This window comes from Variovorax sp. ISS6, from assembly GCF_056523145.1.
Map to the genome: position 1 here is coordinate 6,352,429 of NZ_JAWRZC010000001.1, position 25,859 is coordinate 6,378,287.

Consider the following 25,859-nt stretch of genomic DNA (forward strand, 5'->3'; position numbering starts at 1 on the left):
GGCATCAGGTTCCGGAAGTCGTTGCGGCGGCGGTGGTGGCGGCATCGGCGGCATCGGCATGCCAGCCGCCCCCGGTGGCCGCGATCAGCGCCACGCTGGCGGCGAGCTGGCGCGCCAGCAGTTGCGCGGCCGTGCGCTGGTTGGTCAGCGAGAGCTGCTGCGCGGTCACCACGCTCAGGTAGGTGGCGGTGCCGGCGCGGTACTGGGCCAGCGCGAGGCGCTCGGCTGTCTGCGCGGCCTGCACGGCCTGCGCCTGCAACTGCGATTCGTGGTCGAGCACGCGCAGGGTGGCGAGGTTGTCCTCGACCTGCTGGAAGCCGCCGAGCACGGTCTGCTTGTAGAGCGCGACCGAGGCGTCGTAGGCGGCCACGGCCTGCTCGCTGTGGGCCTTGCGCAGGCCGCCGTCGAACACGGTCTGCGCGAGCACCGCGCCCAGCGACCAGACGCGGCTCGGCGTGTCGAACAGCGAAGCCAGCCTGCCGGCGCTGAAGCCGCCGCTCGCGCTCAGCACGATCTGCGGGAAGTACGCGGCCTTGGCCACGCCGATCTGCGCATTGGCGGCCTGCACGCGGCGCTCGGCCGCGGCGATGTCGGGGCGGCGCTCGAGCAGTTCCGAAGGCAGGCCCGCGGGCGCGAGCGGCAGTCGGACGCCGAGCGTGCCGGCATTGGCGAGCGCGGGGTTCTCGCTGGCCGGCAGCGCGGCCAGCGAGAAGCGTGCCGGCGCCTGGCCCGTCAGCACCGCGATCGCATGCTCGAGCTGGGCGCGCTGCGCCTCGAGATCCACGCCCTGCGCCTGCGCGGTGCGCAGCTGGCTCTCGGCCAGTGCCACGTCGGAGCGCAGCACGGTGCCGGCCGCGTACTGGTGCTGCGTGAGCTCGAGCGCGCGCGCATAGGCGGCGGTGGTGGTGGCATAGAGCGCGCGCTGCAGGTCGATGGCGCGCAGCTGCAGGTAGTCCTGCGCCAGCGTGGTCTGGATGCTCAGGCGCGCGCCCGCGAGATCGTCGGCGCTGGCCTGCGTGCCGGCATCGCCGGCCTCGACCGAGCGGCGCACCGCGCCCCAGACGTCAGGCTCCCAGCTCGCGGCGAGGCCCAGGGTGTCGGTGGTGCGGCGCTCGATGCTCCCGGTGCTGTTGGTCTGCGCGCGGTTGGCGCCGGCGTTCAGGCCGAGGGTGGGATAGAAGCCGGCGCGCGCGGCCGAGGCCAGCGCGCGCGCCTCGCGGTACTGGGCCTCGGCCTGGCGGATGTTCTGGTTGGCGGCATTGGCCTGCACCACCAGCGCGTTGAGCGTGGTGTCGCCGAAGGCTTCCCACCAGGGGTGCGAGGGATCGATGGCCCGCGGCGTGGCGGTCTTCCACGGGCCGTCTTCCTTGTAGGCCGCGGGCAGTTCCATCGCCGGCCGCACGTAGTCGGGGCCGACCGCGCAGCCCGCGAGCAGCAGCGCGGCCAGCGCGGCCGCGGCGGGCGCGCGCAGGGCGCGGCGCGGGAGGTCGGAGAAGGGGGGAGCGGCGAAGCGAGCCATGGTGCGGCCACTCTAGGACCCGCCTTCCAACCGCTCGCTGTCGACTTCCTGACAAAGCTGTCAGTTGGCGCGCGCTAAGAAATCTTTACCGCCGCCGCGTCGGCTTCGGGACCGCCCGCGGCATTGAAGAAGCCGAAGTCTTCAACAACGCATTCTCAGGAGCGACCCATGAAACTCGCAGCGATTGCCGCGGCCCTTGCCGCGGCGGCCAGTCTCAGTGCCTGCGTGGTGGCACCGGTGGGGCCGGTGCACGGCGCGGCCGTGTATGCCGCGCCGATCGAACCGCCGGTGGGCGTGGCCATCGTCGGCCCGACCTACGTCTCGCCCGGCCCCGGCTGGGGCTGGCGCTACCACCCGCACTACGGCTGGGGCTGGTACAACCCGCACGCGGGCTGGCACCGCGGCTGGCGCTGAGGCGCAAGGCGGCGCCGGCCGCGTTCAGCGCGGCGCGTCGCCCTTGCGGTACTCGGCCGTCAGCTCGTCGAGCTTCTGCTTGAGCGCCGGGTCGAGCTGGTACTCGGCCGCCGCGAGCGTCGCGTCGAGCTGCTCGGGCCGGCTCGCGCCGAGCAGCGGCGCGGTGATCAGCGGGTTCGCCATCACCCAGGCCACGGCCAGCGTCGCGAGCGGCACGCCCGCCTCGTCGGCCAGCGCATGCAGCTGCGTCACGGTGTTGAAGCTGCGCTCGTTCCAGTAGCGGTCCTGGTACATGTTGCCGGCCGTGCCGAGCGTGAAGCGCGTGTTCGCCTCGGGGCTGGCGCCGGGCTTGTACTTGCCGGTGAGCAGGCCGCCGGCCAGCGGGTTGTAGGGGATCACGCCCAGCCCTTCCTCGCTCGCGAGCGGCAGCAGCTCGCGCTCGATCTCGCGGAACAGCAGGCTGTAGCGCGGCTGCACCGAGACGAAGCGCGTGAGCCGCAGCAGGTCGGCCTTGCCGAGCGCGCGCGCGAGCCGGTAGGCCAGGAAGTTCGACACGCCCACATAGCGCGCGCGGCCCGACTTCACGATGGTGTCGAGCGCCTCGATGCTTTCCTCGAGCGGCGTCTCGCGGTCGTCCATGTGCAGCTGATAGAGATCGACGTGATCGGTCTTCAGCCGCTTGAGCGAGAGGTCGATGGCATCGAGCAGGTGCTTGCGCGAAGCGCCCTGGTCCCAGGGATTGGGACCGACTTTGTTGACCGCCTTGGTCGCGACCACGAAGCGCCGGCGGCCCGCGGGGCCCTGCTTCTCGAGCCAGTTGCCGATGATCTCCTCGGTGCGGCCCGTGGTCTCGACCGTGCCGCCCAGCGGGTAGACGTCGGCGGTGTCGAGGAAGTTGATGCCGCCCTCGGCGGCCTTGTCGAGGATGCGGTGCGACACGGCCTCGTCGGTCTGCAGGCCGAAGGTCATGGTGCCGAGCGCGAGCCGCGAGACGGTCAGGCCGGTGCGGCCCAGGCGGGTGGTGGGAATGCTCATGGTGGATGGTTCCTGTGAAACGGCCGAACCGCGCAGGCGCGCGTGGCTGCACGACCATCATAGGCAGGCCGCCCGAGGCCTGCACGTCAGGGTGCAATCACCGTGACGCGCGCCGTCATGTAGGGATGCACCGAGCAGGCATAGTCGTAGACGCCGGGCTTGTCGAAGCTCTGCGTGAAGTCCTGGCCCGGCAGCATCAGGTCCATGCCCGCGGGGCCGCCCTTCCTGAACACCACGCCATGGGGCGCGCCGTCGTCGTTCTTCCAGCGCACGGGCTGGCCCACCTTCACGGTGATCTGCGCCGGCTCGAAGGCGAAGTTGCGGATCGCCACGTGCGCCGAGCCGCCCGCATGCCCGGCCGGCGCGCCGCGCTGCACCGCCACCTTGCGCGGCGCACTGCCGACCGCCACGGTGTGCGACGGCCCCCCGGCCAGATCGATCACGCTGACGTCGTTCGAGCCCTCGTTGCTGACCCACAGCTTCCCGCCGTCGGCCGAGATGTCGAGCCAGTGCGGCTGCTTGCCCACGGCGATGCTGCGGCCCGGCGTGCGCGTCGCGGGGTCGAACAGCATCACCTCGCCCGGCCCCTGCACCACGACCACGCCGCTCGCCATGCCCGCGAAGTGCTGCGCGATGTGGGGCGACACGCCCGTGGGAATCGGTGCCAGCCACTGGTTGGTGGCCGCATCCAGCACCTGCACCGCGGGCACGCCCGCGAGCGTCAGGTAGAGCGCCTTGCCGTCGGGGCCGAACTCGAGGTCGCGCGGCGGCTTGTCGAGCGCAATCTCCGAGACCGTCTTGCGCGTCGCCAGGTCGAGCACCACGAGCGCGAAATGGCCCGGCGCCTGCGAGGCCACGTAGGCCTGACGGCCATCGGGGCGCACGGCGATGGTGTGCGGCTTGGGCACGGCCACGCTCGCGGCCACGGCATGGGTCGCGGTGTCGATGAAGGCCACGCGGTCGTCGCCGTTGACGGCCACCAGCACCCAGCGGCCATCGGCCGTGGTGGCGAGGCCCTGCGGTCCCTGGCCGACCTCGATGGTGTGCGTCACGCGGTCGGTCGCGGCGTCGATCTCGCTCACCGCCGAGGCGCTGGAGCCGCTGACGAACACGCGCTGGCCGTTCGGGGAGATCACGATGCCGTCGGGCCCCGCGGCCACCGGCACGGTGGCGAGCACGCGCTCGCTGCCGGTGTCGATCACGCTGAGCGTGCTGTCCTTGAAGTTGCCGACGTAGGCCTTGGGGCCGGCGGCCAGCGCCGGGAAGGCCAGGGCGCCGGAGGCCGCGAGAACGGCGAGCAGGCGTGCGAATCCTGGAAAGGCGGTCATGGGGAAAGACTCCTGAAAGAAGAGAGGAAGAGAATCGGCACAGGGCATGACGCGCGGTGCCCTTCGTCTATTCCCCGAAATTTTTTCGCGCAGGGCTGGAATAAAACGCGCGCCCGCCGCGTCATGCCCCCAAAGCACGTCCCTTGACCGACCGCACCCGCCAGTTCGAAGCCGCCGCCCTGCCGCATCTCGATGCGGCCTGGAATCTCGCGCGCTGGCTGCTGCGCGACGACCGCCTGGCCGAGGACGCGGTGCAGGAGGCCTACCTGCGGGCCTTCCGTTTCTTCGACGGGCTGCGCGGCGAGAACGCGCGGCCCTGGCTGCTGGGCATCGTGCGCAACGCGTGCTACGACTGGATGCGGCAGAACCGGCAGCTGGCCGACCAGGTGGAGTTCGACGAGCTGCGCGACAGCGAGTCGGCCGACGCGACGACGCCGGAGGCCGGCGATCCCGCGCGGCTGTGGGAGCGGCGCGTGCAGGGCGAGCGCGTCAATGCAGCGATCGACGCCCTGCCCGCGGTCTACCGCGAAGCGATCGTGCTGCGCGAACTGGAGGAACTGCGCTATGAAGACATCGCACGCATCGCCGGCGTGCCGCTGGGCACCGTGATGTCGCGGCTGTCGCGCGCGCGGGCCCTGCTGCGCGAGAGCCTGCGCGACGAGCGCCCGGGCCCGACGCGGGAAAGGACACGGCATGCCAATTCCTGACGACGAGCTGGGAGCGCTGATGCGACAGCACGCCACGCGCCATGCGCCGCCTGCCGGCCTGGCCGAGCGCATCGCGCTGTCGGTGCGCGCCGAGGCCGGCGCACCCGCAACGCCGGCGCCGCGCCGTCACGGCTGGTGGCAGGGCCTGCTCGGGTTCGGAACCGGCGCGGCCGCGGCCTGGGGCCTGGCGCTGGTGCTGCTGGCATCGCCGGCGCCCGTGGAGCTGCTGGGCGCGCAGGTCACGGCCAACCACGTGCGCTCGCTGATGGCCTCGCACCTGGCCGACGTGGCCTCCACCGACCAGCACACGGTCAAGCCCTGGTTCGCCGGCAAGCTCGACTTCTCGCCACCGGTGGTGGACCTCGCCGCCGAGGGCTTCGCGCTGACGGGCGGGCGGCTCGACTACCTCGACGGCCGCACGGTGGCGGCGCTGGTCTATCGCTCGGGCCCGCACGTCATCAATGTCTTCGTCTGGCCCGCGGCCGATGCGAAGCCGCAGGCCCCGGCCTTCTCGACCCGGCAGGGCTACCAGCTCGCGCACTGGACCCAGTGCGGCATGCAGGCCTGGGCCGTGTCGGACCTCAACGCGGCCGAGCTGCGCCACTTCGCGGCGCTGCTGCACGCGAGGACGGCGGTGCGCCCTTAGCGGCTGGAGACGGGATCGGGCAGCCGATCCCGTCTTCGTTGCGGCACACCGCGCGCGGTCGTGGTCGGCGCGCGGGACTGCGTTTAAGCTCGGCGCCGATCCACGCGTTTCCCGAATGAGCCCCTCCCCCTCCCAAGCCATCACGCATTCCGCCTCCGGGTTCCGGACCTTGCTGCGCATCGTTGGCCGCGTCGCGGCCTCGCTGGTGCTGCTGCTGTCGACGGGCTGGGCCTGCCTCGCGCTCTGGTACCAGTTGCCCGTGGGCGAGACGGGCAAGGTCGCCGCCGCCGTGCTCTGGAGCGGCTTCGGCCTCGCGGCCCTGGTACTGCTGTGGCGCGGCCGGGCCGCGCGCGCCCTGCTGTCCTACGCGGTCGGCTTCGCGCTGCTGCTGGGCTGGTGGAACACCATCGTGCCGCTGCAGCAGCGCGACTGGGCCGACGACGTCGCGCGCCAGCTGGTGGCGCGCGTCGACGGCAACGTGGTCACGCTCGAGAACGTGCGCAACTTCGACTGGCGCAGCGACACCGACTACACGCCGCGCTGGGAAACGCGCCGCTACGACCTCGAGCGCCTGCGCTCGGTCGACGTCTCGGTCTCGTACTGGATGGGCCCGGCGATCGCGCACACGCTGGTGTCCTTCGGCTTCGACGACGGCCGCTTCCTCACCTTCTCGATCGAGATCCGCAAGGAGCGCGGCGAGAGCTTCTCGTCGATCGGCGGCTTCTTCCGGCGCTTCGAGCTGAGCCTGGTCGCGGCCGAGGAGCGCGACGTGTTGCGCGTGCGCACCAACGTGCGCGGCGAGGACGTCCACATGTACCGCGTGCGGCTGCCACAGGCCGAGATGCGCTCGCTGTTCCTGGCCTATCTCGACCAGAGCGCCGCGCTGCTGCGCGCGCCGAGCTTCTACAACACGCTCACGGCCAACTGCACCACCATCGTCTACGACCTCGCCAGGCGCATCGTGCCGGGCCTGCCGATGGACTGGCGGCTGCTGGCCTCGGGCTACCTGCCCGACTACCTGTACGACGTGGGCGGGCTGGCGCCGGGCTACAGCCTCGATGCGCTGCGCGCGGACGGACGCATCACGCAGCGCGCGATCGCGAGCGATGCCACTCCGGGCGTCGATTTCTCGCGCGCGATCCGGCAGGGGCTGCCGGGCGCCGAGGCCCCGTGACGATGCGCGCGCGTCTCTCCGGCCTGGCGGCCCTGCTGTGCGCCGCCGCGCTGCTCGCGGGCTGCGCGGGCGTGAAGGTGGGCTCGATCTCGCCCGCCGAATACCTCGCGCAGCGCCGCGGCGACGTGCTCACCACGGGCCGGCTCAGCACCTCGGCCGAGGAGGTGCTGCGCGTGATCGGCTCCGATGCCGAGCTGTGCGGCAAGGACGGCCCGGCCTGCCGCAGCGCACTGGCCGACTCGCCGGGCCTGAGCGACGAGCAGCGGCTGTCGGCGCTGTCGGAGGTGTGGCTGCAGGTGGCGATCGCGGCCGAGAAGAGCGGCAGCGCGACGCCGCCGGGCTCGAGCGCCGACACCGCCGCCATCGAGGCCTGGCTCGAGAGCGCGCGCCATGCCTATGCCTACCTGTTCTTCACCGCGCGCAAGCCGCGCGACCGTGCCTTCGAGGACCGGCAGACGCAGGTGCGCGACTACTACAACTACGCGGTGCAGCAGGCCATCACGGGCCTGTACCGCGGCGCGCGGCGCAACGGCGCGGCCCAACCGCAGGTGCCGCGCGTGGGCGACTGGCGCATCGAGGCCGACGTGTCGGGCCTGCGCCTGCCCGCCGACGCGCCGCTGCCCGACGAGCTGATCCCCGCCGCCTCGCTGACCTTCTCGGGCCTGCGCAACACCTACCGGCGCGACGGCTTCGGCGCCGAGCTGGTGGCGGCCGACAGCCAGCGCACCGACGAGAAGGCGCCCGCGCGCGATACCGCCGAACCGCGCCCGCCCTACCGCGAGATGCCCTTCCCCGCCGTCACCGCGCTGCTGCTGTTCGAGGGCGGCAACCTCGCCGAGGTGCTGGCCACGCGCAGGCTGCGCATCGCGGCCTACGACCCTTACCGCACGGCCAACGTGCAGCTGGCCGGGCAGGAGGTGCCGCTGGCCGCCAACTTCACCTCGGGCTACGGCCTGTGGCTGGCCCGCTCCGACTTCGCGCTGCAGGCGCTGCGCAGCCTGTTCGGCGGCCGCGACGGACTCACGCAGCCGCGCATCTACCTGATGCAGCCCTACGACCCGGAGCGCCGCACGGTCATCATGCTGCACGGCCTCGCGAGCAGCCCCGAGGCCTGGATCAACGTGGCCAACGAGGTGCTCGGCGACGAGACCCTGCGCCGCCGCTACCAGATCTGGCAGGTCTACTACCCGACCAATGCGCCGCTGCCGCTCAACAACTTCGCGATCCGCGAGGCCGTGACGCAGACGCTGCAGCACTTCGATCCCACGGGCCAGGCCCCGGCCTCGAAGGACATCACGCTGATCGGCCACAGCATGGGCGGCGTGCTGTCGCGGCTGATGGTGTCGTCGTCGCAGGACAAGCTCTGGGACGCGCTGCTGGCCAGCTACCCGATGCCGGGCGCGCAGCAGCGGCGCATCGAGGAGAAGCTCGCGCCCTACCTGCGCTTCGAGCCGCTGCCGCAGGTCAGCGACGCGATCTTCATCGCCTCGCCGCACCGCGGCACCGACTTCGCCAACAACCGCATCTCGCGCTGGGTCGCCAACCTGATCACGCTGCCGGTGGCGATGCTGGGGCAGTTGAGCGACATCTCGCGCGAGCTGATCCGCATCGCGCCGGGCCGGCAGGACGCGGGGCCGCTGCGCATTCCCAACAGCATCGACAACCTCAGCGACCGCGATCCCTTCGTGCGGCTCTCCTCGGGCCTGCCGATGAATCCGCGCGTGCGCTTCCACTCGATCATCGGCAACGACACGCCGGGCCTGGCGCAGGCCCTGTCGAGCGACGGCATCGTGCCCTATGCCAGCGCGCACCTCGACGGCGCGGCCTCGGAGCTGGTGATCCCGTCGGCGCACAGCGTGCAGGAGAACCCGCTCGCGATCCTCGAGATCCGGCGCATCCTGCGCGAGCAGCTGCAGCCGCGCTAGGACTTCAGCCTTCGCAGGCCGCCACGCGCGGCCGCCGCGCATCGGCGCGCGCGCTCGCCACGGCCCAGCAGAAGACGCCCATGCCCGCGAGCGCGAGCAGCGCGCCGACCCAGCCGGTCGAGGTCCAGCCCAGGCCGGCGGCGATCGCCACGCCGCCGAGCCAGGCGCCGAGCGCATTGGCCATGTTGAAGGCCGAGTGGTTGAGCGCGGCCGCCAGGGTCTGCGCGTCGCCGGCCACGTCCATCAGCCGGATCTGCAGCGCCGGGCCGATGGCCACGGTGGTGCCGATCAGGAACACGTTGAAGCCCGCGGTGTAGATGTTGTGGGCCGAGAAGACGAACAGCGCCAGCACCAGCGCCGCATAGGCCATCAGGCCGCCGATGGTGCGCATCAGCGACTTGTCGGCCAGCCGCGCGCCGACCAGGTTGCCGACCACCATGCCGAGCCCGAACAGCGCGAGCACGAAGGGCACGCCGCCCAGCGGCATGCCGGCCACCTCGATCAGCGTGGGCTTGATGTAGCTGAACACCGAGAACATGCCGCCGAAGCCGATGGCGCCGATGCCCAGCGTGAACCAGACCTGCTTGCGCTTGAGCGCGCCGAGTTCGCGCCAGGGGCTGGCGCCCGCGGGCGCGGCGAGGTCGGGGATGTCGCGGCGCAGCAGCACCACGGCGATGAGCGCAATCACGCCCACGAACACGAAGGCCGCGCGCCAGCCGAACAGCTGGCCGAGCCAGGCCGCGATCGGCACGCCGACCAGCGTGGCGCCCGTGAGCCCCAGCATCACCAGCCCCACGGCGCGCGCGCGGCGCCCGGGCGGCGCGAGCGTGGCGGCCACCAGCGCGGCCACGCCGAAGTAGGTGCCGTGCGGCAGCCCGGTGGCGAAGCGCAGCAGGTTCAGCGAGGTGTAGCCGGGCGCCATCGCGCTCGCGAAGTTGCCGGCCGCGAACACGGCCATCAGCGCGATCAGCAAGGCGCGGCGGCGCCAGCCGGCCGCGAGCACCGCGAGCACGGGCGCGCCGATGACCACGCCCAGCGCATAGGCGCTGATCACGTGGCCTGCCTGCGGGATGCTGACGGCGATGTCGTTCGCGACCTCGGGCAAGAGGCCCATGATCACGAACTCGCCGGTGCCGATGGCGAAGCCGCCGACGCCGAGCGCGAGCACGGCGCGCAGGAACCGGGCCGACGAGACGGGCGGGATGGCGGGGGTGTCCGCGCCTTCGAGGGCGGATGGTGGGGCGTTCAAGGCCGGAGCTCCTGGGGGGAATGCCCGGCGAGCGCGGGCAAAGCCCGATTTTAGGGTAAACCCTTAACGCACGCTGATGAGGTCTTGCGCCCCGCTCGATACCTTTTTGCCCCTGCCGCTCAACGGCGCAGGAAGCGCGGCGCGCGGCGTTCGGCCATGGCCTGCACGCCCTCCTTGAAGTCCTCGCTCGCGAACTGCACGCACTGCAGCTCGCGCTCGTGCCGGTTCGCCGCGGCCACCGCCTCGGCCAGGCCGCGCCGCAGGGTCGCGCGCGTCGATTCCACCGCGAGCGGGGCCGACAGCGCGATCTCGGCCGCGAGCGCCAGCGCGCTGGTGCGCACTTCATCGGCCGGCACCAGCTGGTCGATCAGCCCGATGCGCAGCGCCTCCTCGCCGCCGATGCGGCGCCCGGTGTAGAACAGCAGCGCGGCCTGCTGCGCGCCGACCAGGCGCGGCAAGGTCAGGCTCAGGCCGAAGCCCGGATGGAAACCGAGGCGGTTGAAGTTGGCGCTGAAGCGCGCCTCGGCGCAGCCCACGCGGAAGTCGGCCGCCAGCGCGAGGCCGAGCCCGGCGCCGATGGCCGGGCCATGCACCGCGGCCACCAGCGGCTTGGCGTTGCCGAACAGGCGCATGGCCTGCTCGTAGAGCGGCGCGGGATCGCGCGCATCGTCCTTGCCGCTGAAGTCGGCGCCCGCGCTGAAGGCCCTGCCTTCGGCGGCCAGCACGACGACGCGGCAATCGGGATCGGCATCGAGCTGCGCGAGCCGGTCGGCCAGTTCACGCAGCAGCGGCACGTCGAGGTAGTTGAACGGCGCGCGCCGCAGCTCGAGCAGCGCCACGTGCCCATGGCCCGATTCCACCGAAGCGACCGCGCTCATTGCACCTCCAGCTTCGCGATGTCGACGTAGCCTTTCCACTTCTCGCGCTCCTGGCGCTCGAAGCTCGCGAGCTCGGCCAGGCTGACCTTCGCGGGCGCGAAGGCGAAGCCCTCGAGCCGCGCGCGGATCGGGTCGGTGGTCACGGCCTCGTTGATCCACTGGTTGAGCTGCTGCTGCAGCGCCGCCGGCGTGGCGGCCGGCACCGCGATGCCGAGGAAGCCGCCGCGGATGCTGAAGCCCGGATAGCTCTCGGCGATCAGCGGCAGCTCGGGATAGCGCTTGAGCCGCGCGTCGCTGTGCACCGCGAGCGCGCGCAACTGGCCCGAGGCCACGAAGGCATCGCCGGCCACGGTGTCGGTGAACACCACCTGGATCTGGCCCGCGATCAGCTCCGACATCGCCTGGCTCACCTGCTTGTACGGAATCGCCGCGAGCTCGATGCCGGCTTCGTGCGCGAACAGCGCGGCCGTGACCTTGGAGGTGGCGTTGAAGTGGCCGTAGTTGATCGTGCCCGGCGCCTTCTTCGCGGCGGCGACGAAGTCCTGCAGCGTCCTGTAGGGCGCGTCAGGCCGCACCAGCATGTAGGTGGAGCCGGGCCCGAAGGAGCCGACCAGCCGGAAGTCGCGCCCGGGGTCGTAGGGCAGCTTGCGGAACAGGCTGGGATTGGCCAGGTGCGTGGAGGTGGTGGCCAGCAGCAGCACAGAGCCGTCGGCCGGCGCATTGCGCACCGCCTCCACGCCGATGATGCCGTTGCCGCCGGGGCGGTTGTCGACCACCACCGCGCGGCCGGTCTTGCGCGTGAGGAACTCGGCCAGCATGCGCGCCGAGATGTCGCCCGAGCCGCCGGGGCCGAAGGGCACGACGATCTGGATCGGCTTGTGGTTGTCCGCCGCCATCGCGGCCGCGAACGGCAAGGCCGCGAGCGCGGCGAGGCACTGTCTTCTCTGCATGTCGTCTCCTGTTGTTGGTGTCGTTGGAAGCGCGCGCTCAGCCCGGGGCCTTCGCGCCAAGCGCCTCGTTGTGCTCGCCCACGCCGGGCGCGCGATGCCGCACCCGCGGCCGCTCGCCATCGAAGGACAGCGGCAGCCCGACGATGCGCAGCTCCTCGCCGGGAATGGTCTGGAAGATGCCGATGGCCTCGGTCTGCGGCTGCGCGAGCACCTGCGCGAAGTCCTGGATCGGCGCGCAGGGAATGCCCAGGGCCTCGAGCGCCTCGAGCCACTGCTGCGTCGAGCGCGTGCGGAACACCGCCTCGAGCGCGGGGATCAGCAGCGCCTTGTGCTGCACGCGCAGCGCATTGCTCGCGAAGCGCTCGTCGCGCGTCCATTCCTCGCGGCCGGCCGCGCGCGCGAGCTTGGCGAACAGCCGGTCGTTGGCCGCGGCCACCACGATCTCGCCGTCCCCGGTCGGCAGCGCCTGGAACACCACCACGTTGGGATTGCCGCTGCGGTGCCGCTCGGGCTGCTTCCCGGTGGCATGGAAGCCGGCCATCATCACCTGCAGCCAGCCCAGCGCGGTCTCGAACAGCGAGGTGTCGACCACGCAGCCCTGCCCGGTCGAAGCGCGGCGCAGCAATGCCGCGATGCAGCCCAGCGCGGCCCAGACGCCGGTGCCGAGGTCGAGCACCTGCATGCCCACGCGCGCCGACGGCCCGCTCTCTGCGCCGTTGATGCTGAAGATGCCCGCGAAGGCCTGCACCATCGGCTCGTAGCCCGGCGCGAGGCGCATCGGCCCCTTGTGGCCGAAGGCCCAGAGCGAGCAGTACACCAGCCGCGGGTTGAGCGCGCGCAGCGCTTCGGCGCCGAGCCCCAGTTCCTCGAGCGAGCCGGGCCGCATGTTCTGCACGAACACGTCGGCCTCGGCCGCGCGCTCGCGCAGCCATTGCGCCTGCGCCGGGTCCTTGAGGTCGAGCGCGATGCTCTTCTTGCCGTGGTTCATGGCCTGGAAGGTGGTCGCGGTGCCGCGCCAGAACGGCGGGCCCCAGCCGCGCGCGTCGTCGCCCGTGCCGGGCCGCTCGATCTTCACCACCTCGGCGCCGAGCGAGGACAGGATCTCGCCGGCGTAGGGCCCGGCGATGTTCTGTCCGAGCTCGATGACCTTGATGCCGGCCAGCGGCAGCGCGGTGCTGCTGTTCGTGTCGTCCGTCATGGTTCAGCGTCCCGTGAAACGGGGCGCGCGCTTCTCGACGAAGTGCCGCACGCCCTCGCGAAAATCCTCGGTGTCGCGGCAGGCCGCGATCTCGCGATCGGCCACGCGCGTGGCCTGCCCGAGGGTCTGGTAGCGGGCCTCGACCAGCTGCCGCTTGATGATGCGCACCGCGCGCGGCGAACTCAGCTCGGCGATCTCGGTGGCGCGCGCGAGCACCGCATCGAGAAAGCCCTCGGCCGGCAGCAGGCTGGCCAGCCCGATGCGATCGGCCTCCTCGGCCTGCAGGGTGCGGCCGGTCAGCAGCAGGTCGGCCGCATGCATCGGCCCGATCAGCCGCGGCAGCAGCCAGGCCGTGCCGTGCTCGGCCACCAGGCCGCGGCGCGCATAGGGCAGCGTGAGCTTCGCGCCGGTCGCCACGTAGCGCAGGTCGGCATGCAGCGCGATGCACAGGCCCACGCCCGCGGCCGCGCCGTTGATCGCGGCGATCAGCGGCTTGGCGAGCGCGCCGAGGTAGCCGTAGCGCTGCGCCGCGTCGTCGTCGGAATCGGCCTGCGGCACGGGCGGCCGGCCCGGGTCGGACAGCACCGCCATGTCCATGCCGGCGCAGAAGGCGCGGCCGGCGCCGCTGAGCACGATGGCGCGCACCGCGTCGTCGGCTTCGGCATGCGCGATGGCCGCGCGCAGCTCGGCCTCGAGCGTGGGCGTCCAGGCATTGAGCCGGTCGGGCCGGTCGAAGGTGATCGAGGCCACGCGGCCGATCGCCGCGTACCTCAGTTGCGTGAAATCCAAGCGTGTCTCCTGGTCCGTTGCGCCCTGCGATGGGCATGCGGCCAGTATTCCGGCGGGCCCCGGCGGCGACAACCTTAGAATTTCGGAGAACGAAATCATGGCTACGCCCCGCCCTTCCACCGCCGGCTCGACGCGCGCCCGCACGCAGGCCACCGGCACCTTCGTGCGCAGCACGCCCGGCAGCCATTCGCTCGAACGCGGCCTCGCGCTGCTGCGCGCCTTCCGGCATGGCGTGGACGTGCTGACCAACGCCGAGCTGGCCGACCGCGCGCAGCTGCCGCGGCCCACGGTCAGCCGGCTCACGCGTTCGCTGGTGGACGCGGGTTTTCTCGCCTACGACCTCGAGCAGCGCGGCTACCGCCTCACGGCCGCCTGCCTGAGCCTCGCGCTGTCCTTCCGCAGTTCGGAGGCCACGCTGGCGCGCGCACTGCCGCTGATGCGCGCGCTAGCCGAGGGCCGGCGCGTCAACGTCGGCCTCGCGGTGGCCGACCAGCTCGAGATGGTCTACCTGGAATCGGTGCGACTGAGCCGGCTCGGGATCTTCCGGCGCATCCTCTCGGGCTCGCGGATCCCGATCGCGAGCACCTCGCTGGGCTGCGCTTTCCTCGCAGGCATGCAGCCTGGGGAGCGCAAGGCCCTGCTGGGCCGGCTGCGGCAGGCGCACGGCGCCGAATGGCGCGTGCTGCAGCCGCGGGTGGAGGCCGCGCTCGACGCGGTGCGCGAGCACCGCTTCTGCCACGCGAACTGGGCCGCTGGCATGACCGCGGTGGCGCTGCCGCTGCGCGCGCCCTCGGGCAGTCTCTATGCGATGAACGTGAGCTTCCCCACCGCGGAGGAAGTGTCGACGGACGCCATCGAGGCGCACGCGCAACTGCTGCTGCGCCTCGCGGCCGACCTGCGCCGCGACTGGGCGCGCTGAGGCGTCAGATCGCCACCAGCTGGCGCACGCCCTGCGCCTCCATGTCCTTGCCGAGGCCGCGCGCGATCACCTCGCCGCGCTCCATCACGAGGTAGTCGTCGGCCAGCTCCTGCGCGAAGTCGTAGTACTGCTCGCACAGCACGATCGCCATGTCGCCGCGGTCGGCCAGCATGCGGATCACGCGGCCGATGTCCTTGATGATGCTCGGCTGGATGCCCTCGGTGGGCTCGTCGAGGATCAGCAGCTTCGGCTTGGGCGCGAGCGCGCGCGCGATCGCGAGCTGCTGCTGCTGGCCGCCCGAGAGGTCGCCGCCGCGGCGCCCGATCATCTGCTTGAGCACCGGGAACAGCTCGAACAGCTCGGCCGGGATCGGCGTGCCGCCGCGCTTGTAGGCCAGGCCCATGCGCAGGTTCTCCTCGACCGTGAGGCGCGCGAAGATCTCGCGGCCCTGCGGCACGAAGCCGATGCCCGCGCGCGCACGGTCGTAGGGCGTGGCCTTGTGGATCGGCCGGCCCTCGAGCTCGATGCTGCCGCTCTTGATCGGCACCAGGCCCATCAGCGACTTCAGCAGCGTGGTCTTGCCCACGCCGTTGCGGCCCAGCAGCACCGTGACCTTGCCCAGCGTGGCCTCGAAGCTCACGTCGCGCAGGATGTGCGAGCCGCCGTAGTACTGGTGGATGTTCTTGACTGTCAGCATGGCGTGGTTTCCTCAGCGGCCCAGGTAGACCTCGATCACGCGCTCGTCGGCCTGCACCTCGTCGAGCGAGCCCTGCGCGAGCACCGAGCCGTCGCACAGCACGGTCACGATCTCGGAGATGGTGCGGATGAAGCTCATGTCGTGCTCCACCACCATCAGCGAATGCTTGCCCTTGAGCGTGAGGAACAGCTCGGCCGTGCGCGCCGTCTCCTCGTCGGTCATGCCGGCCACGGGCTCGTCGAGCAGCAGCAGCTTCGGGTCCTGCATCAGCAGCATGCCGATCTCGAGCCACTGCTTCTGGCCATGGCTCAGGTTGCCCGCCATGCGCGACACGCTGGCCGCGAGGTGGATGGTCTCGAGCACCTCGGCGAGGCGGTCGCTTTGCGCCGAGTCGAGCCTGAACAGCATCGAGGCGCGCACGCCCTTGTCGGTCTTGAGCGCGAGCTCGAGGTTCTCGAACACCGTGAGGTGCTCGAACACGGTCGGCTTCTGGAACTTGCGGCCGATGCCCAGCTGCGCGATCTCGGCCTCCTTGTGGCGCAGCAGGTCGATGGTGCTGCCGAAGAACACCGTGCCCTCGTCGGGCCGGGTCTTGCCGGTGATGATGTCCATCATCGTGGTCTTGCCCGCGCCATTGGGGCCGATGATGCAGCGCAGCTCGCCCGGCGCGATGTCGAGCGACAGCTTGTTGATCGCCTTGAAGCCGTCGAAGCTCACGCTCACGTCTTCCAGGTAGAGGATGCGGCCGTGGGTCACGTCGACCTCGCCGGGCGTCGCGATGCGGCTGAAGCCCGCCGTGCGGCCGCCCGATTCGGTGGCGCCGGTGTCGTGCGGATGGCCCTTGGCGCGTGCGGCGCGCTCGGCGCCGGCTTCCATCAGGTCGGGCGTCATGCGCGGGCTCCCTTCGGTTCGGCATGCAACGGCGCGGCGATCGCTTCCGGCTCCATGCCCTGTTCCGTTGCCAGCGAGCGCTGGGCCTCGGCGCGCGCCGGCGATGACGCAACGGGCGCCGCCTTCTCGCGCGACAGCCACTGGCGCACCAGCCCCACGATGCCGTTCGGCAGGAACAAGGTGACCGCGATGAACAGCGCGCCGAGGAAGTACAGCCAGTACTCGGGATAGGCCACCGTCAGCCAGCTCTTCGCGCCGTTGACGATGAAGGCGCCGATGATCGGCCCGATCAGGGTCGCACGCCCGCCCACCGCGGCCCAGATCGCGATCTCGATCGAGTTGGCCGCGCTCATCTCGCTCGGGTTGATGATGCCGACCTGCGGCACGTAGAGCGCGCCGGCCACGCCGCACATCACGGCCGAGATGACCCAGATGCTGAGCTTGTAGGGCAGCGGGTTGTAGCCCGAGAACATCACGCGCGACTCGGCGTCGCGGATGGCCTGCAGCACGCGGCCGAACTTGCTCGCGATCAGCCACTTGGCGAACAGGAAGAAGGCCAGCAAGGTGACGCCGGTGAGCGCGAAGATGGTCATGCGCATCTCCTGCGTGGCGATCGGGATGCCGAGGATGCGCTTGAAGTCGGTGAAGCCGTTGTTGCCGCCGAAGCCGGTCTCGTTGCGGAAGAACAGCAGCATGGCCGCGAAGGTCAGGGCCTGCGTGATGATCGAGAAATACACGCCCTTGATGCGCGAGCGGAAGGCGAAGAAGCCGAACACGAAGGCGATCAGGCCCGGCACCGCGACGATCAGCACCAAGGTGGCAATGAAGCTGTCGCTGAAGGTCCAGTGCCAGGGCAGCGTCTTCCAGTCGAGGAACACCATGAAGTCGGGCAGGTCGCTCTTGTAGTTGCCGTCGCGGCCGATCTGGCGCATGAGGTACATGCCCATCATGTAGCCGCCGAGCGCGAAGAACAGGCCATGGCCCAGCGAGAGGATGCCGGTGTAGCCCCAGATCAGGTCCATGGCCAGCGCGCAGATCGCGTAGCACATGATCTTGCCGACCAGCGCCACCGCGTAGTCGCTCATGTGCAGCGGGCTGTCGACCGGCACCCACATGTTGAGCATCGGCGCCACCGCGCACACCACGATCAGCGCGACGAAGAAGGCCGTCCAGCCCTTGCCGCTCAGCAGCGGCCCCTTGGTTGGCAACGTGACCTTGCTCATGCTTCCGCGCTCCGGCCCTTCATCGCGAAGATGCCCTGCGGCCGCTTCTGGATGAAGATGATGATGAAAACGAGCACCGCGATCTTCGCGAGCACCGCGCCCGCCCAGCCTTCGATGAACTTGTTGAGGATGCCCAGCCCCAGCGCCGCGTAGACGGTGCCCGCGAGCTGGCCGACGCCGCCCATCACGACCACCATGAAGCTGTCGACGATGTAGCTCTGGCCCAGGTCGGGGCCGACGTTGCCGATCTGGCTCAGCGCGCAGCCCGCGAGGCCGGCGATGCCCGAGCCCAGTGCGAAGGCGTAGGTGTCGATGCGCGCGGTGTTCACGCCCATGCACGAGGCGATCGGGCGGTTCTGCGTGACGCCGCGCACGAACAGGCCCAGCCGCGTGCGGCCGATCAGCCAGCCCATGGCCAGCAGCACCAGCACCGCGAAGACGATGATGCACAGGCGGTTCCACGGCAGCGTGACGTTCGACAGCAGCGACAGGCCGCCGCTCATCCAGGCCGGGTTCTCCACGCCCACGTTCTGCGCGCCGAACAGCGAACGCACCAGCTGCTGCAGCATCAGGCTGATGCCCCAGGTGGCCAGCAGGGTCTCGAGCGGGCGTCCGTAGAGGAAGCGGATCACGCCGCGCTCGAGCACCGCGCCCACCAGCGCCGAGGCCAGGAACGAGACCGGGATCGCCGCCACCAGGTACCAGCCGAAGGCGGCCTCGGGCAGGTGCTTCTGGAAGATGCCCTGCATCACGTAGGTGGCGTAGGCGCCGATCATCATCAGCTCGCCATGCGCCATGTTGATGACGCCCATCAGGCCGTAGGTGATGGCCAGGCCCAGCGCGGCCAGCAGCAGCACCGAGCCCAGGCTGACGCCGCTGAACACCGCATTGAGGCGATCGCCCCAGACCAGCGAGCCGTCGATGCTGGCGATGGAGGCCATGATCGCGGCCTTCACGTCGGCCTCGGTCTCGTCGGCCAGGCGCTGGTTGAGCAGCAGCTTGGTGTCGGGGCTGCGGCTCTCGCCGAGTTCGCGCGCGGCCACGAGGCGCTTGGCCTTGTCGGCGCCGCCGAGCATGCTGGCGGCGCGCACCAGTTCGAGCTGCGCCTTGATCTTCGGGTGGGTCTCGGCGGCCAGCGCCTTCTCGACCAGCGGCAGCCGCGATTCGTCGGGCTCCTTGAACAGCGCCTGCGCGGCCTCGGCGCGCACCGCGTCGTCCTTGCTGGTGAGCTTGAGCGCGGCCTGCGCGGCATCGAGCGCGCCGCGCATCAGGTTGTTGTTGACCACGTCCTCGGCCGTGTCGGGCACCTTGAGCTCGGCGCCGGTCACGGGGTCGTAGCCCTTGTCGTCCTTCATCACGAAGACCTTGTCTTCGGTGTACTTGACCGCGTCGTCCGACATCGCCTGGATGAAGTCGGCGGTCTTCTCGTCGGCGCTGGTGACGGCCTTGTTGAGCGCCGCGATGCGGGCTTCGGAATCGCCGGCGGCGATGGCCCGGGCTTCGTCGGCGGTCAGCGCCTGGGCGGCCGTTGCCATGAACAGCATGGCGGCGAATGCGCAGTGGAGGGTTCGTCGAAGCATCTTGAAGCGGAAGTAGGAAAGGCCCTCCCCCGGGCGGGGGAGGGAGGAACGCAGTTACATCGACTTGCCGGCCGGGTAGTCGGGCTTCTTGTCGTTGCCTTCGATGTACGGGCTCCACGGCTTGGCCTTGACCGGGCCCGGCGTCTTCCACACCACGTTGAACTGGCCGTCGGCCTTGATCTCGCCGATGAACACGCTCTTGTGCAGGTGGTGGTTCTTCTCGTCCATCTTCGAGACGATGCCCGAGGGCGCGGTGAAGGTCTGGCCGGCCATGGCGGCGATCACCTTGTCGGTGTCGGTCGACTTGGCCTTCTCGACCGCCTGCTTCCACATGTGGATGCCGATCCAGGTGGCTTCCATCGGGTCGTTGGTCAGCGGCTTGTCCTTGTGGCCGGCGATGTTCTTGGCCTTGGCGTAGTCGCTCCACTGCTTGATGAAGGCCGTGTTGGTCGGGTTCTTGATCGACATGAAGTAATTCCATGCGGCCAGGTGGCCGACCAGCGGCTTGGTGTCCACGCCGCGCAGTTCTTCCTCGCCGACCGAGAAGGCCACCACCGGCACGTCCTTGGCCTTCAGGCCGGCGTTGCCGAGTTCCTTGTAGAAGGGCACGTTGGAGTCGCCGTTGATGGTCGACACCACGGCCGTCTTGCCGCCGGCCGAGAACTTCTTGATGTCGGCGACGATGGTCTGGTAGTCGCTGTGGCCGAAGGGCGTGTACTTCTCGTCGATGTCGGTGTCCTTCACGCCCTTGCTCTTGAGGTAGGCGCGCAGGATCTTGTTGGTGGTGCGCGGGTAGACGTAGTCGGTGCCCAGCAGCACCCAGCGCTTGGCGGCGCCGCCTTCCTTGCTCATCAGGTAGTCGACGGCCGGAATCGCCTGCTGGTTGGGCGCGGCGCCCGTGTAGAACACGTTCTTCGAGAGCTCTTCACCCTCGTACTGCACCGGGTAGAACAGCAGGCCGTTCATTTCCTCGACCACCGGCAGCACCGACTTGCGCGACACCGAGGTCCAGCAGCCGAAGATCACCGAGACCTTGTCCTGGCCGAGCAGCTGCTTGGTCTTCTCGGCGAACAGCGGCCAGTTCGAGGCCGGGTCGACCACCACGGGCTCGAGCTTCTTGCCGAGCACGCCGCCCTTGGCGTTGATGTCGTCGATGGCCATCAGCACCGTGTCCTTCAACACGGTTTCCGAGATGGCCATCGTGCCCGACAGCGAGTGCAGCACGCCGACCTTGATGGTGTCGGCGGCGAATGCGGGCACAGCGGAGATGCTGGCCAGCGCGACGGCGGCGGTGAGCGCCTTGAGGGTGAAACGACGTTGCATGTGGACTCCTGCTCCGGTGGGTTGAACCTGTTCGCCGGCGCGGTGCCGAGCGATGGGAGGGAGTCTGCGGAATGCACCAGGAAGGAGAAATACGCCGGGTGGCGTACACGGAGGTACTCAGGCCGCGTCAACGGCACTACGGTGCCGGGTACTTGCGCGCGTTCGCGACCATCTTGCTGCGCGCGGCCTCGACGGGATCGATGCCGAGCTGGTCGGCCAATTGCAGCAGGTAGAGCAGCACGTCGGCGATCTCGGTGCCGACCTCGGCGCGCTTGTCGGCCGGCAGCTCGCGGCTCTGGGCCTCGGTGAGCCACTGGAAATGCTCGAGCAGCTCGGCGGCCTCGACCGAGAGCGCCGCGGCGAGGTTCTTGGGGGAGTGGAAGGGTTCCCAGTGGCGCTCGCGGGCGAAGTCGCGCAGGGCGAGCGTGAGCGATTGGAGGTCGTGGGTCATGGCGGCTCTTGGGGACACAAACATGAAAAGCCCATTCTGGGTAATAAAATGCCCAAAATGGGTAAATCGCCGATGCCGAAGCAGCTCGAAGCACCCGTCGGACTCGCCGACGCCCTGTTCACGACCACCCAGCAGCGCGTGCTGGGCTGCCTTTTCGGCCAGCCGGACCGGAGCTTCTTCTTCACCGAATTGATCAAGCTTACCGGCGCGGGCTCGGGCGCCGTGCAGCGCGAACTCAAGCAACTGACCGACAGCGGGCTGCTCACGATGTCGCGCGTGGGCAATCAGAAGCACTACCAGGCCAATGCGCAATCGCCGATCCACGAGGAACTGAGCAGCATCGTGCGCAAGACCTTCGGGCTCGCGGGCCCGCTGCGCGAGGCGCTGCAGCCCGTGGCCGACAGGATCGAGGCCGCGTTCGTGTACGGCTCCGTGGCCAAGAAGAGCGACACGGCCGCGAGCGACATCGACCTGCTGCTGATCAGTGACGAACTTGCCTATCCGGATCTCTTTCTCGCGCTCGATGCCGTCTCCGCACGGCTCGGCCGTACAGTGAACCCGACCCTGTTCACGAGGAAGGAACTGATGCGAAAGCTCAAGGACGGCGAATCCTTCGCCACGCGCGTGATGGCTCAGCCCAAGCTCTGGGTGCTCGGCGACGCGCATGCCCTCCCCGCTTGACAACCTCTGCGGCCCTTCGAGGCCGCTCGCGGCCGAGGCGCCCGATGCGCGCGAGTTCGCGGGCTTGTTGCGTTCGGGCCATGCCCGCCTGAAGGATGCGCAGGTCGCGCAGCTCTCGCTCGAGGGCCGCTTCGACCTCGTCTACAACGCGGCCCACGCCCTGTGCCTCGCCGCCTTGCGCTGGCATGGCTACCGCTCGGGCAACCGCTTCATCGTCTTCCAGGTGCTGCCCCACACGCTGTCGCTGGGCCCCGAGGTCTGGCGCGTGCTGGCCAAGGGCCACGAGATCCGCAACCTCGGCGAGTACGAGGGCGACCTGAACGTGGACGAGCGCATCGTCCGCGACATGATCGTGGCCTGCCAGCAGGTGGCAGCGAAGCTGTCGGCGCTGCCCGCGCCCGGCGGGGGCTGATGCTGTCGGGTGCCGGCGCAGTCGAGCGCCGAACCGGTCAGCCCTTCGCCGCCGCGTTGAACTGCGCCGCCACGAACGCCCACACCATGCGCGTGGCATCCGGCCCGGCCGGATCGCTGAACAGGCCGCGCGCGGCGCCGCCGCTCCAGGCATGGCCGAGCTGGGCGATCTCGCACAGCACGACGAGCGCGCGGCCGCGGCGCCGGTAGTCGGTCAGGCGCATCGGCAGGCGTTTCCCGCGCTTCACGGCACGCACGGGGCCGGCCACGGCGCCGACGGCGGCGGCCCAGACCTCGGCGCTGTGGCGCGCATTGCTCGGCGCCACCACCGCGTCGCCATCGCCGTGCAGCACCAGCATCGGCGGCAGGGTCGCGAACACGGCCGCCGCGCCCATCGCCTTGCCGACCGCGGTGACGGGCATCGGCGGCACGTTGCGGCCGCGCATCGCGCCGATGGCCGTGGCGGAGGAACGCGCGGCGCCCGGCGCCACGCCCGAGTGCATGGCGACGGCACGAAAGCGCGCCGGGTAGCGCGTGGCCAGCAGCGCCGCCATGCTGGCACCGGCCGAGAGGCCGGCCACGGCCACGCGCTCGCGGTCGGCCGGATAGAGCATGCAGACCTGGTCGACGGCCGCCATCAGCGTGGCGGCCTCGGCGTCGGCCTTGCCCGAGCGGCGCTCGTACCAGTTCCAGCAGCCCTGCGGATGGGCGATGCGGTCCTGCTCGGGGTAGAGCACCAGGAAGCGGTGCCGCACCGCGAGCGCGTTCATGCGCGTGGAGATCGCGAAGTCGCGCCCGGTCTGGCCGCAGCCGTGCAGCATCACCATCAGCGGCAGGCGCTCGCCGGGCGCGAGCTGCAGCTCGGCGGGGCGGAACAGGTGGTAGCGGCGCGCGCCGGCCGGCCCCAGCGCCATGCCCGAGAGCCAGTCGCCGCGGCCCGGCGGCGGCTTCATCTGCTTCGCCGCGGCGCGCGTGACCTGGCCGGCCACGCGCTTGCTGTTGCGCAGCGTGAGCTTGGTGAGCGCCTTCAGGTTGCGCTCGTAGGCGCGGGCGAAGACGGAAGCGGTGGAACGGCGGGCCATGGCGCAGTGTGACGCATGGCGCCGCGACGGGACAGCGATCGACCGCTGCCCCTGGGAGATCAGTAGACCTCGGGAACGATCATGTTGGCCGGGACGGGCTGGCGCAGGTAATCGGCATGGCGCACGCGGGCCGGCAGCTCCACCGGCGCATGCGGCACCATCTCGTAGGGCAGCTGGCCCAGCAGGTGGCTGATGCAGTTCAGGCGCGCCTTCTTCTTGTCGACCGCCTGCACCACCCACCACGGCGCCTCGGGGATGTGGGTGCGTTCCAGCATCGTTTCCTTGGCCTTGGTGTATTCCTCCCAGCGGCGGCGGCTCTCGAGGTCCATCGGGCTGAGCTTCCACTGCTTGAGCGGGTCGTGGATGCGGCCGAGGAAGCGCATGTGCTGCTCGTCGTCGGTGATGGAGAACCAGTACTTGATGAGCTTGATGCCCGAGCGCACGAGCATCTTCTCGAACTCGGGCACGGTGCGGAAGAACTCCTCGTACTCGTCGTCGGTGCAGAAGCCCATCACGCGCTCGACGCCGGCGCGGTTGTACCAGCTGCGGTCGAACAGCACCATCTCGCCGGCGGCCGGCAGGTGCGCCACGTAGCGCTGGAAGTACCACTGGGTGCGTTCGCGGTCGTTGGGCGCCGGCAGCGCGGCCACGCGGGCCACGCGCGGGTTCAGCCGCTGGGTGATGCGCTTGATGACGCCGCCCTTGCCGGCCGCGTCGCGGCCCTCGAACAGGATCACGACCTTCTGCTTGCTGTGCTGGACCCAGTCCTGCAGCTTCACCAGTTCGCCCTGCAGGCGGAACAGCTCCTTGAAATAGGCCTGGCGGGCCGCCTTGTCGGACGCGCCGTTCGTGCCGGCGGGCTCGCCGTCGAGGCCGTCGACGTTGCGGTCCTCGATCTCCAGCTCGAGCTCCTCGTCGTAGCTGTCGATGAGGTCTCGGGCGATGCGCTGCATCAGTTCTTCGTGGTCGGGAAGGGCGCTCGTCGGCATGGTGAAGGGGCAAGAGTGGCGGGATCGGGGAAAACCATGCTGCATGGACCAGATGACGCCGGCGTGACGGTTTCGCGGCCGAAACCTGTAGGCCGACACGCCGTTGTCACACGGCGCGAACACCATTTCTCCCACTACAACACTTCAGAACGCTTCCATGAACACGCTCGCCGCCCCGAATACGGACATGCCGGCCGCGCCGGCAGGGTCCGCAGCCCACCGCCCGAAGCTCGACGCCCGGCCCGGTCCGGTCGCCCTGATCACCTTCGTCGGCCTGCTGGCCGTCGGCCTGCTCTACACGGCCTGGAGCCTGGTGAGCGACGTGTCCGACTCCGGCGCGCCCATGACCACCTGGGTGCCCTACATCCTGCTGGGCGTGGCGCTGCTGATCGCGCTGGGCTTCGAGTTCGTCAACGGCTTCCACGACACCGCCAACGCGGTGGCGACGGTGATCTACACCCACTCGCTGCCGCCGAACTTCGCGGTCGTGTGGTCGGGCTTCTTCAATTTCCTGGGCGTGCTGGTCTCCAGCGGCGCGGTGGCCTTCGGCATCATCGCGCTGCTGCCGGTGGAGCTGATCCTGCAGGTGGGCTCGGGCGCGGGCTTCGCGATGGTGTTCGCGCTGCTGATCGCCGCCATCATCTGGAACCTCGGCACCTGGTGGCTGGGGCTGCCGGCCTCCTCGTCGCACACGCTGATCGGCTCGATCATCGGCGTGGGCGTGGCCAACGCGCTGATGCACGGCCGCGACGGCACCAGCGGCGTGGACTGGGCGCAAGCCACCAAGGTCGGCTATTCGCTGCTGCTGTCGCCGCTGGTGGGCTTCGGCTGCGCCGCGCTGCTGCTGCTGGCGCTGCGCGCCTTCGTCAAGAACCGCGCCCTCTATGAAGAACCCAAGGGCAGCGAGCCGCCGCCGTGGTGGATCCGCGGCCTGCTGATCCTGACCTGCACCGGCGTCTCGTTCGCGCACGGTTCCAACGACGGCCAGAAGGGCATGGGCCTGATCATGCTGATCCTGGTGGGCACGGTGCCGATGGCCTATGCGCTCAACCGCGCCATGCCGGCCGACCAGACGGTGAAGTTCGTGGCCGTGGCCGAGGTGGCGCAGGGCGCGATGCAACGCAGCCTGCCGACCTCGCTGCCCGCGCTGCAGCCGGCGGCCGCGCGCGACTCGCTCGCGACCTACGTGCGCACCCGCGAGTTCAACGACACGGTGGTGCCGGCGCTGGCCTCGGTCACCGGCAGCATCGCGCAGCAGGTGAGGCAGCACGGCTCGCTGGCCCGCCTGCCGGCCGACGCGGTGGCCAACGTGCGCAACGACATGTACCTGACCTCCGAGGCGATCCGCCACCTCGACAAGAGCGGCGCCGCGCGCTTCGACGCCGACACCAAGGCCCGCGTCGGCGCGCTGCGCCAGGAACTCGACGACGCCACCCGCTTCATCCCGCTGTGGGTGAAGGTGGCGGTGGCGATCGCGCTGGGCCTCGGCACCATGATCGGCTGGAAGCGCATCGTGGTGACCGTGGGCGAGAAGATCGGCAAGACCCACCTGAGCTATGCCCAGGGCGCCTCGGCCGAGGTGGTGGCGATGGTGACCATCGGCGCGGCCGACATGTACGGCCTGCCGGTCTCGACCACGCACGTACTGTCCTCGGGCGTGGCCGGCACCATGACCGCGAGCGGCTCGGGCCTGCAGATGTCGACGCTGCGCAACCTCGCGCTGGCCTGGGTGCTGACGCTGCCGGCGGCGATGCTGCTGTCGGGCGTGCTGTACTGGCTGTTCACGCACCTGTTCTGAAG

Annotated in this window: 25 protein-coding genes; 9 read left to right on the forward strand and 16 right to left on the reverse strand. The window is 70.5% G+C overall.

Annotation, left to right across the window (positions count from 1 at the left end):
- Positions 1 to 4 precede the first annotated feature (4 nt).
- Positions 5 to 1,519: an efflux transporter outer membrane subunit gene (locus AC1HIL_RS29245; RefSeq protein WP_422096111.1), complete on the reverse strand. Its 1,515-nt coding sequence runs from the start codon at positions 1,517 to 1,519 to the stop codon at positions 5 to 7.
- Between the two features lie 168 nt (positions 1,520 to 1,687).
- Here AC1HIL_RS29245 and AC1HIL_RS29250 point away from each other — a divergent pair, with 168 nt between their 5' ends.
- Positions 1,688 to 1,933, forward strand: coding sequence for a hypothetical protein (locus AC1HIL_RS29250; RefSeq protein ID WP_057594398.1), 246 nt, complete (start codon positions 1,688 to 1,690; stop codon positions 1,931 to 1,933).
- Positions 1,934 to 1,957: 24 nt separating this feature from the next.
- Here AC1HIL_RS29250 and AC1HIL_RS29255 read toward each other — a convergent pair whose 3' ends face one another.
- Complete coding sequence (locus tag AC1HIL_RS29255; protein WP_057594399.1) at positions 1,958 to 2,968, reverse strand: aldo/keto reductase; 1,011 nt, start codon at positions 2,966 to 2,968, stop codon at positions 1,958 to 1,960.
- A gap of 86 nt (positions 2,969 to 3,054) precedes the next feature.
- A complete protein-coding gene (locus AC1HIL_RS29260) occupies positions 3,055 to 4,296 on the reverse strand; it encodes a YVTN family beta-propeller repeat protein (protein WP_479670636.1) in 1,242 nt (413 codons plus the stop codon).
- 143 nt (positions 4,297 to 4,439) lie between these two features.
- Between AC1HIL_RS29260 and AC1HIL_RS29265 the strand changes: the two genes are divergently transcribed.
- From AC1HIL_RS29265 to AC1HIL_RS29280, 4 genes are all read left to right on the forward strand, one after another.
- Positions 4,440 to 5,003: a sigma-70 family RNA polymerase sigma factor gene (locus AC1HIL_RS29265; protein ID WP_479670637.1), complete on the forward strand. Its 564-nt coding sequence runs from the start codon at positions 4,440 to 4,442 to the stop codon at positions 5,001 to 5,003.
- Entirely contained in the window at positions 4,990 to 5,649 is a 660-nt protein-coding gene (locus tag AC1HIL_RS29270; protein ID WP_479670638.1) for an anti-sigma factor family protein, read from the forward strand. The genes AC1HIL_RS29265 and AC1HIL_RS29270 overlap by 14 nt, the downstream gene beginning before the upstream one ends.
- 115 nt (positions 5,650 to 5,764) lie before the next feature.
- Positions 5,765 to 6,823, forward strand: a complete 1,059-nt coding sequence (locus tag AC1HIL_RS29275; protein ID WP_479670639.1) for an Lnb N-terminal periplasmic domain-containing protein — start codon at positions 5,765 to 5,767, stop codon at positions 6,821 to 6,823.
- Positions 6,824 to 6,825: 2 nt separating this feature from the next.
- Entirely contained in the window at positions 6,826 to 8,748 is a 1,923-nt protein-coding gene (locus tag AC1HIL_RS29280) for an esterase/lipase family protein (protein ID WP_413762565.1), read from the forward strand.
- A gap of 4 nt (positions 8,749 to 8,752) precedes the next feature.
- Here the strand turns inward: AC1HIL_RS29280 and AC1HIL_RS29285 are convergent, their stop codons facing one another.
- The 5 genes from AC1HIL_RS29285 to AC1HIL_RS29305 form a co-directional block, all read right to left on the reverse strand.
- Positions 8,753 to 9,997, reverse strand: coding sequence for an MFS transporter (locus tag AC1HIL_RS29285; protein ID WP_082321706.1), 1,245 nt, complete (start codon positions 9,995 to 9,997; stop codon positions 8,753 to 8,755).
- A 119-nt stretch (positions 9,998 to 10,116) separates the two neighbouring features.
- Positions 10,117 to 10,875 carry an enoyl-CoA hydratase/isomerase family protein gene (locus AC1HIL_RS29290; RefSeq protein WP_479670640.1) on the reverse strand — a complete coding sequence of 253 codons (759 nt, stop codon included), beginning with the start codon at positions 10,873 to 10,875 and terminating at the stop codon, positions 10,117 to 10,119.
- Positions 10,872 to 11,825, reverse strand: a complete 954-nt coding sequence (locus AC1HIL_RS29295; RefSeq protein ID WP_057594405.1) for a Bug family tripartite tricarboxylate transporter substrate binding protein — start codon at positions 11,823 to 11,825, stop codon at positions 10,872 to 10,874. Before AC1HIL_RS29295 ends, AC1HIL_RS29290 begins: the two co-directional genes overlap by 4 nt.
- Before the next feature lie 37 nt (positions 11,826 to 11,862).
- Entirely contained in the window at positions 11,863 to 13,023 is a 1,161-nt protein-coding gene (locus AC1HIL_RS29300; RefSeq protein ID WP_413762563.1) for a CaiB/BaiF CoA transferase family protein, read from the reverse strand.
- Between the two features lie 3 nt (positions 13,024 to 13,026).
- Entirely contained in the window at positions 13,027 to 13,812 is a 786-nt protein-coding gene (locus tag AC1HIL_RS29305; protein ID WP_479670641.1) for an enoyl-CoA hydratase-related protein, read from the reverse strand.
- Positions 13,813 to 13,909: 97 nt separating this feature from the next.
- On the opposite strand from AC1HIL_RS29305, the gene AC1HIL_RS29310 reads away from it, so the two are divergent.
- On the forward strand, positions 13,910 to 14,731 hold the full coding sequence (locus tag AC1HIL_RS29310; protein WP_479670642.1) for an IclR family transcriptional regulator: 822 nt from the start codon (positions 13,910 to 13,912) through the stop codon (positions 14,729 to 14,731).
- 4 nt (positions 14,732 to 14,735) lie between these two features.
- Here AC1HIL_RS29310 and urtE read toward each other — a convergent pair whose 3' ends face one another.
- The 6 genes from urtE to AC1HIL_RS29340 all read right to left on the reverse strand — a co-directional run bounded on the left by urtE (position 14,736) and on the right by AC1HIL_RS29340 (position 20,896).
- Complete coding sequence (gene urtE, locus AC1HIL_RS29315) at positions 14,736 to 15,428, reverse strand: urea ABC transporter ATP-binding subunit UrtE (RefSeq protein ID WP_057594408.1); 693 nt, start codon at positions 15,426 to 15,428, stop codon at positions 14,736 to 14,738.
- Between the two features lie 12 nt (positions 15,429 to 15,440).
- Positions 15,441 to 16,319 (reverse strand): urea ABC transporter ATP-binding protein UrtD, encoded by an 879-nt coding sequence (gene urtD, locus AC1HIL_RS29320; RefSeq protein ID WP_208507805.1) that lies wholly within the window; start codon positions 16,317 to 16,319, stop codon positions 15,441 to 15,443.
- Positions 16,316 to 17,542 (reverse strand): urea ABC transporter permease subunit UrtC, encoded by a 1,227-nt coding sequence (gene urtC, locus AC1HIL_RS29325; protein ID WP_479670643.1) that lies wholly within the window; start codon positions 17,540 to 17,542, stop codon positions 16,316 to 16,318. Before urtC ends, urtD begins: the two co-directional genes overlap by 4 nt.
- Positions 17,539 to 19,086, reverse strand: a complete 1,548-nt coding sequence (gene urtB, locus AC1HIL_RS29330) for an urea ABC transporter permease subunit UrtB (protein ID WP_479670644.1) — start codon at positions 19,084 to 19,086, stop codon at positions 17,539 to 17,541. Before urtB ends, urtC begins: the two co-directional genes overlap by 4 nt.
- Before the next feature lie 90 nt (positions 19,087 to 19,176).
- Entirely contained in the window at positions 19,177 to 20,445 is a 1,269-nt protein-coding gene (urtA, locus tag AC1HIL_RS29335; RefSeq protein ID WP_057594412.1) for an urea ABC transporter substrate-binding protein, read from the reverse strand.
- 136 nt (positions 20,446 to 20,581) lie between these two features.
- Complete coding sequence (locus tag AC1HIL_RS29340; protein WP_057594413.1) at positions 20,582 to 20,896, reverse strand: nucleotide pyrophosphohydrolase; 315 nt, start codon at positions 20,894 to 20,896, stop codon at positions 20,582 to 20,584.
- A gap of 57 nt (positions 20,897 to 20,953) precedes the next feature.
- On the opposite strand from AC1HIL_RS29340, the gene AC1HIL_RS29345 reads away from it, so the two are divergent.
- Both AC1HIL_RS29345 and AC1HIL_RS29350 read left to right on the forward strand, forming a co-directional pair.
- Entirely contained in the window at positions 20,954 to 21,577 is a 624-nt protein-coding gene (locus AC1HIL_RS29345; protein ID WP_177239239.1) for a transcriptional regulator, read from the forward strand.
- Complete coding sequence (locus AC1HIL_RS29350; protein WP_479670645.1) at positions 21,561 to 21,989, forward strand: hypothetical protein; 429 nt, start codon at positions 21,561 to 21,563, stop codon at positions 21,987 to 21,989. The genes AC1HIL_RS29345 and AC1HIL_RS29350 overlap by 17 nt, the downstream gene beginning before the upstream one ends.
- A gap of 37 nt (positions 21,990 to 22,026) precedes the next feature.
- Here the strand turns inward: AC1HIL_RS29350 and AC1HIL_RS29355 are convergent, their stop codons facing one another.
- A complete protein-coding gene (locus tag AC1HIL_RS29355; protein ID WP_479670646.1) occupies positions 22,027 to 23,070 on the reverse strand; it encodes an extracellular catalytic domain type 1 short-chain-length polyhydroxyalkanoate depolymerase in 1,044 nt (347 codons plus the stop codon).
- Between the two features lie 59 nt (positions 23,071 to 23,129).
- Positions 23,130 to 24,059: a polyphosphate kinase 2 gene (ppk2, locus tag AC1HIL_RS29360; protein ID WP_479670647.1), complete on the reverse strand. Its 930-nt coding sequence runs from the start codon at positions 24,057 to 24,059 to the stop codon at positions 23,130 to 23,132.
- Positions 24,060 to 24,216: 157 nt separating this feature from the next.
- Here ppk2 and AC1HIL_RS29365 point away from each other — a divergent pair, with 157 nt between their 5' ends.
- Entirely contained in the window at positions 24,217 to 25,857 is a 1,641-nt protein-coding gene (locus AC1HIL_RS29365) for an inorganic phosphate transporter (RefSeq protein WP_057594417.1), read from the forward strand.
- The last annotated feature ends 2 nt before the right edge of the window (positions 25,858 to 25,859 follow it).

Bases quoted from the DNA above. Each gene is read 5' to 3' on its own strand.
- AC1HIL_RS29245 (WP_422096111.1), bottom strand. From the start codon at position 1,519: ATGGCTCGCTTCGCCGCTCCCCCCTTCTCCGACCTCCCGCGCCGCGCC.
- AC1HIL_RS29250 (WP_057594398.1), top strand. From the start codon at position 1,688: ATGAAACTCGCAGCGATTGCCGCGGCCCTTGCCGCGGCGGCCAGTCTC.
- AC1HIL_RS29255 (WP_057594399.1), bottom strand. From the start codon at position 2,968: ATGAGCATTCCCACCACCCGCCTGGGCCGCACCGGCCTGACCGTCTCG.
- AC1HIL_RS29260 (WP_479670636.1), bottom strand. From the start codon at position 4,296: ATGACCGCCTTTCCAGGATTCGCACGCCTGCTCGCCGTTCTCGCGGCC.
- AC1HIL_RS29270 (WP_479670638.1), top strand. From the start codon at position 4,990: ATGCCAATTCCTGACGACGAGCTGGGAGCGCTGATGCGACAGCACGCC.
- AC1HIL_RS29275 (WP_479670639.1), top strand. From the start codon at position 5,765: ATGAGCCCCTCCCCCTCCCAAGCCATCACGCATTCCGCCTCCGGGTTC.
- AC1HIL_RS29280 (WP_413762565.1), top strand. From the start codon at position 6,826: ATGCGCGCGCGTCTCTCCGGCCTGGCGGCCCTGCTGTGCGCCGCCGCG.
- AC1HIL_RS29290 (WP_479670640.1), bottom strand. From the start codon at position 10,875: ATGAGCGCGGTCGCTTCGGTGGAATCGGGCCATGGGCACGTGGCGCTG.
- AC1HIL_RS29295 (WP_057594405.1), bottom strand. From the start codon at position 11,825: ATGCAGAGAAGACAGTGCCTCGCCGCGCTCGCGGCCTTGCCGTTCGCG.
- AC1HIL_RS29300 (WP_413762563.1), bottom strand. From the start codon at position 13,023: ATGACGGACGACACGAACAGCAGCACCGCGCTGCCGCTGGCCGGCATC.
- AC1HIL_RS29310 (WP_479670642.1), top strand. From the start codon at position 13,910: ATGGCTACGCCCCGCCCTTCCACCGCCGGCTCGACGCGCGCCCGCACG.
- urtE (WP_057594408.1), bottom strand. From the start codon at position 15,428: ATGCTGACAGTCAAGAACATCCACCAGTACTACGGCGGCTCGCACATC.
- urtD (WP_208507805.1), bottom strand. From the start codon at position 16,319: ATGACGCCCGACCTGATGGAAGCCGGCGCCGAGCGCGCCGCACGCGCC.
- urtC (WP_479670643.1), bottom strand. From the start codon at position 17,542: ATGAGCAAGGTCACGTTGCCAACCAAGGGGCCGCTGCTGAGCGGCAAG.
- urtB (WP_479670644.1), bottom strand. From the start codon at position 19,086: ATGCTGTTCATGGCAACGGCCGCCCAGGCGCTGACCGCCGACGAAGCC.
- urtA (WP_057594412.1), bottom strand. From the start codon at position 20,445: ATGCAACGTCGTTTCACCCTCAAGGCGCTCACCGCCGCCGTCGCGCTG.
- AC1HIL_RS29340 (WP_057594413.1), bottom strand. From the start codon at position 20,896: ATGACCCACGACCTCCAATCGCTCACGCTCGCCCTGCGCGACTTCGCC.
- AC1HIL_RS29345 (WP_177239239.1), top strand. From the start codon at position 20,954: ATGGGTAAATCGCCGATGCCGAAGCAGCTCGAAGCACCCGTCGGACTC.
- AC1HIL_RS29350 (WP_479670645.1), top strand. From the start codon at position 21,561: ATGCCCTCCCCGCTTGACAACCTCTGCGGCCCTTCGAGGCCGCTCGCG.
- AC1HIL_RS29355 (WP_479670646.1), bottom strand. From the start codon at position 23,070: ATGGCCCGCCGTTCCACCGCTTCCGTCTTCGCCCGCGCCTACGAGCGC.
- ppk2 (WP_479670647.1), bottom strand. From the start codon at position 24,059: ATGCCGACGAGCGCCCTTCCCGACCACGAAGAACTGATGCAGCGCATC.
- AC1HIL_RS29365 (WP_057594417.1), top strand. From the start codon at position 24,217: ATGAACACGCTCGCCGCCCCGAATACGGACATGCCGGCCGCGCCGGCA.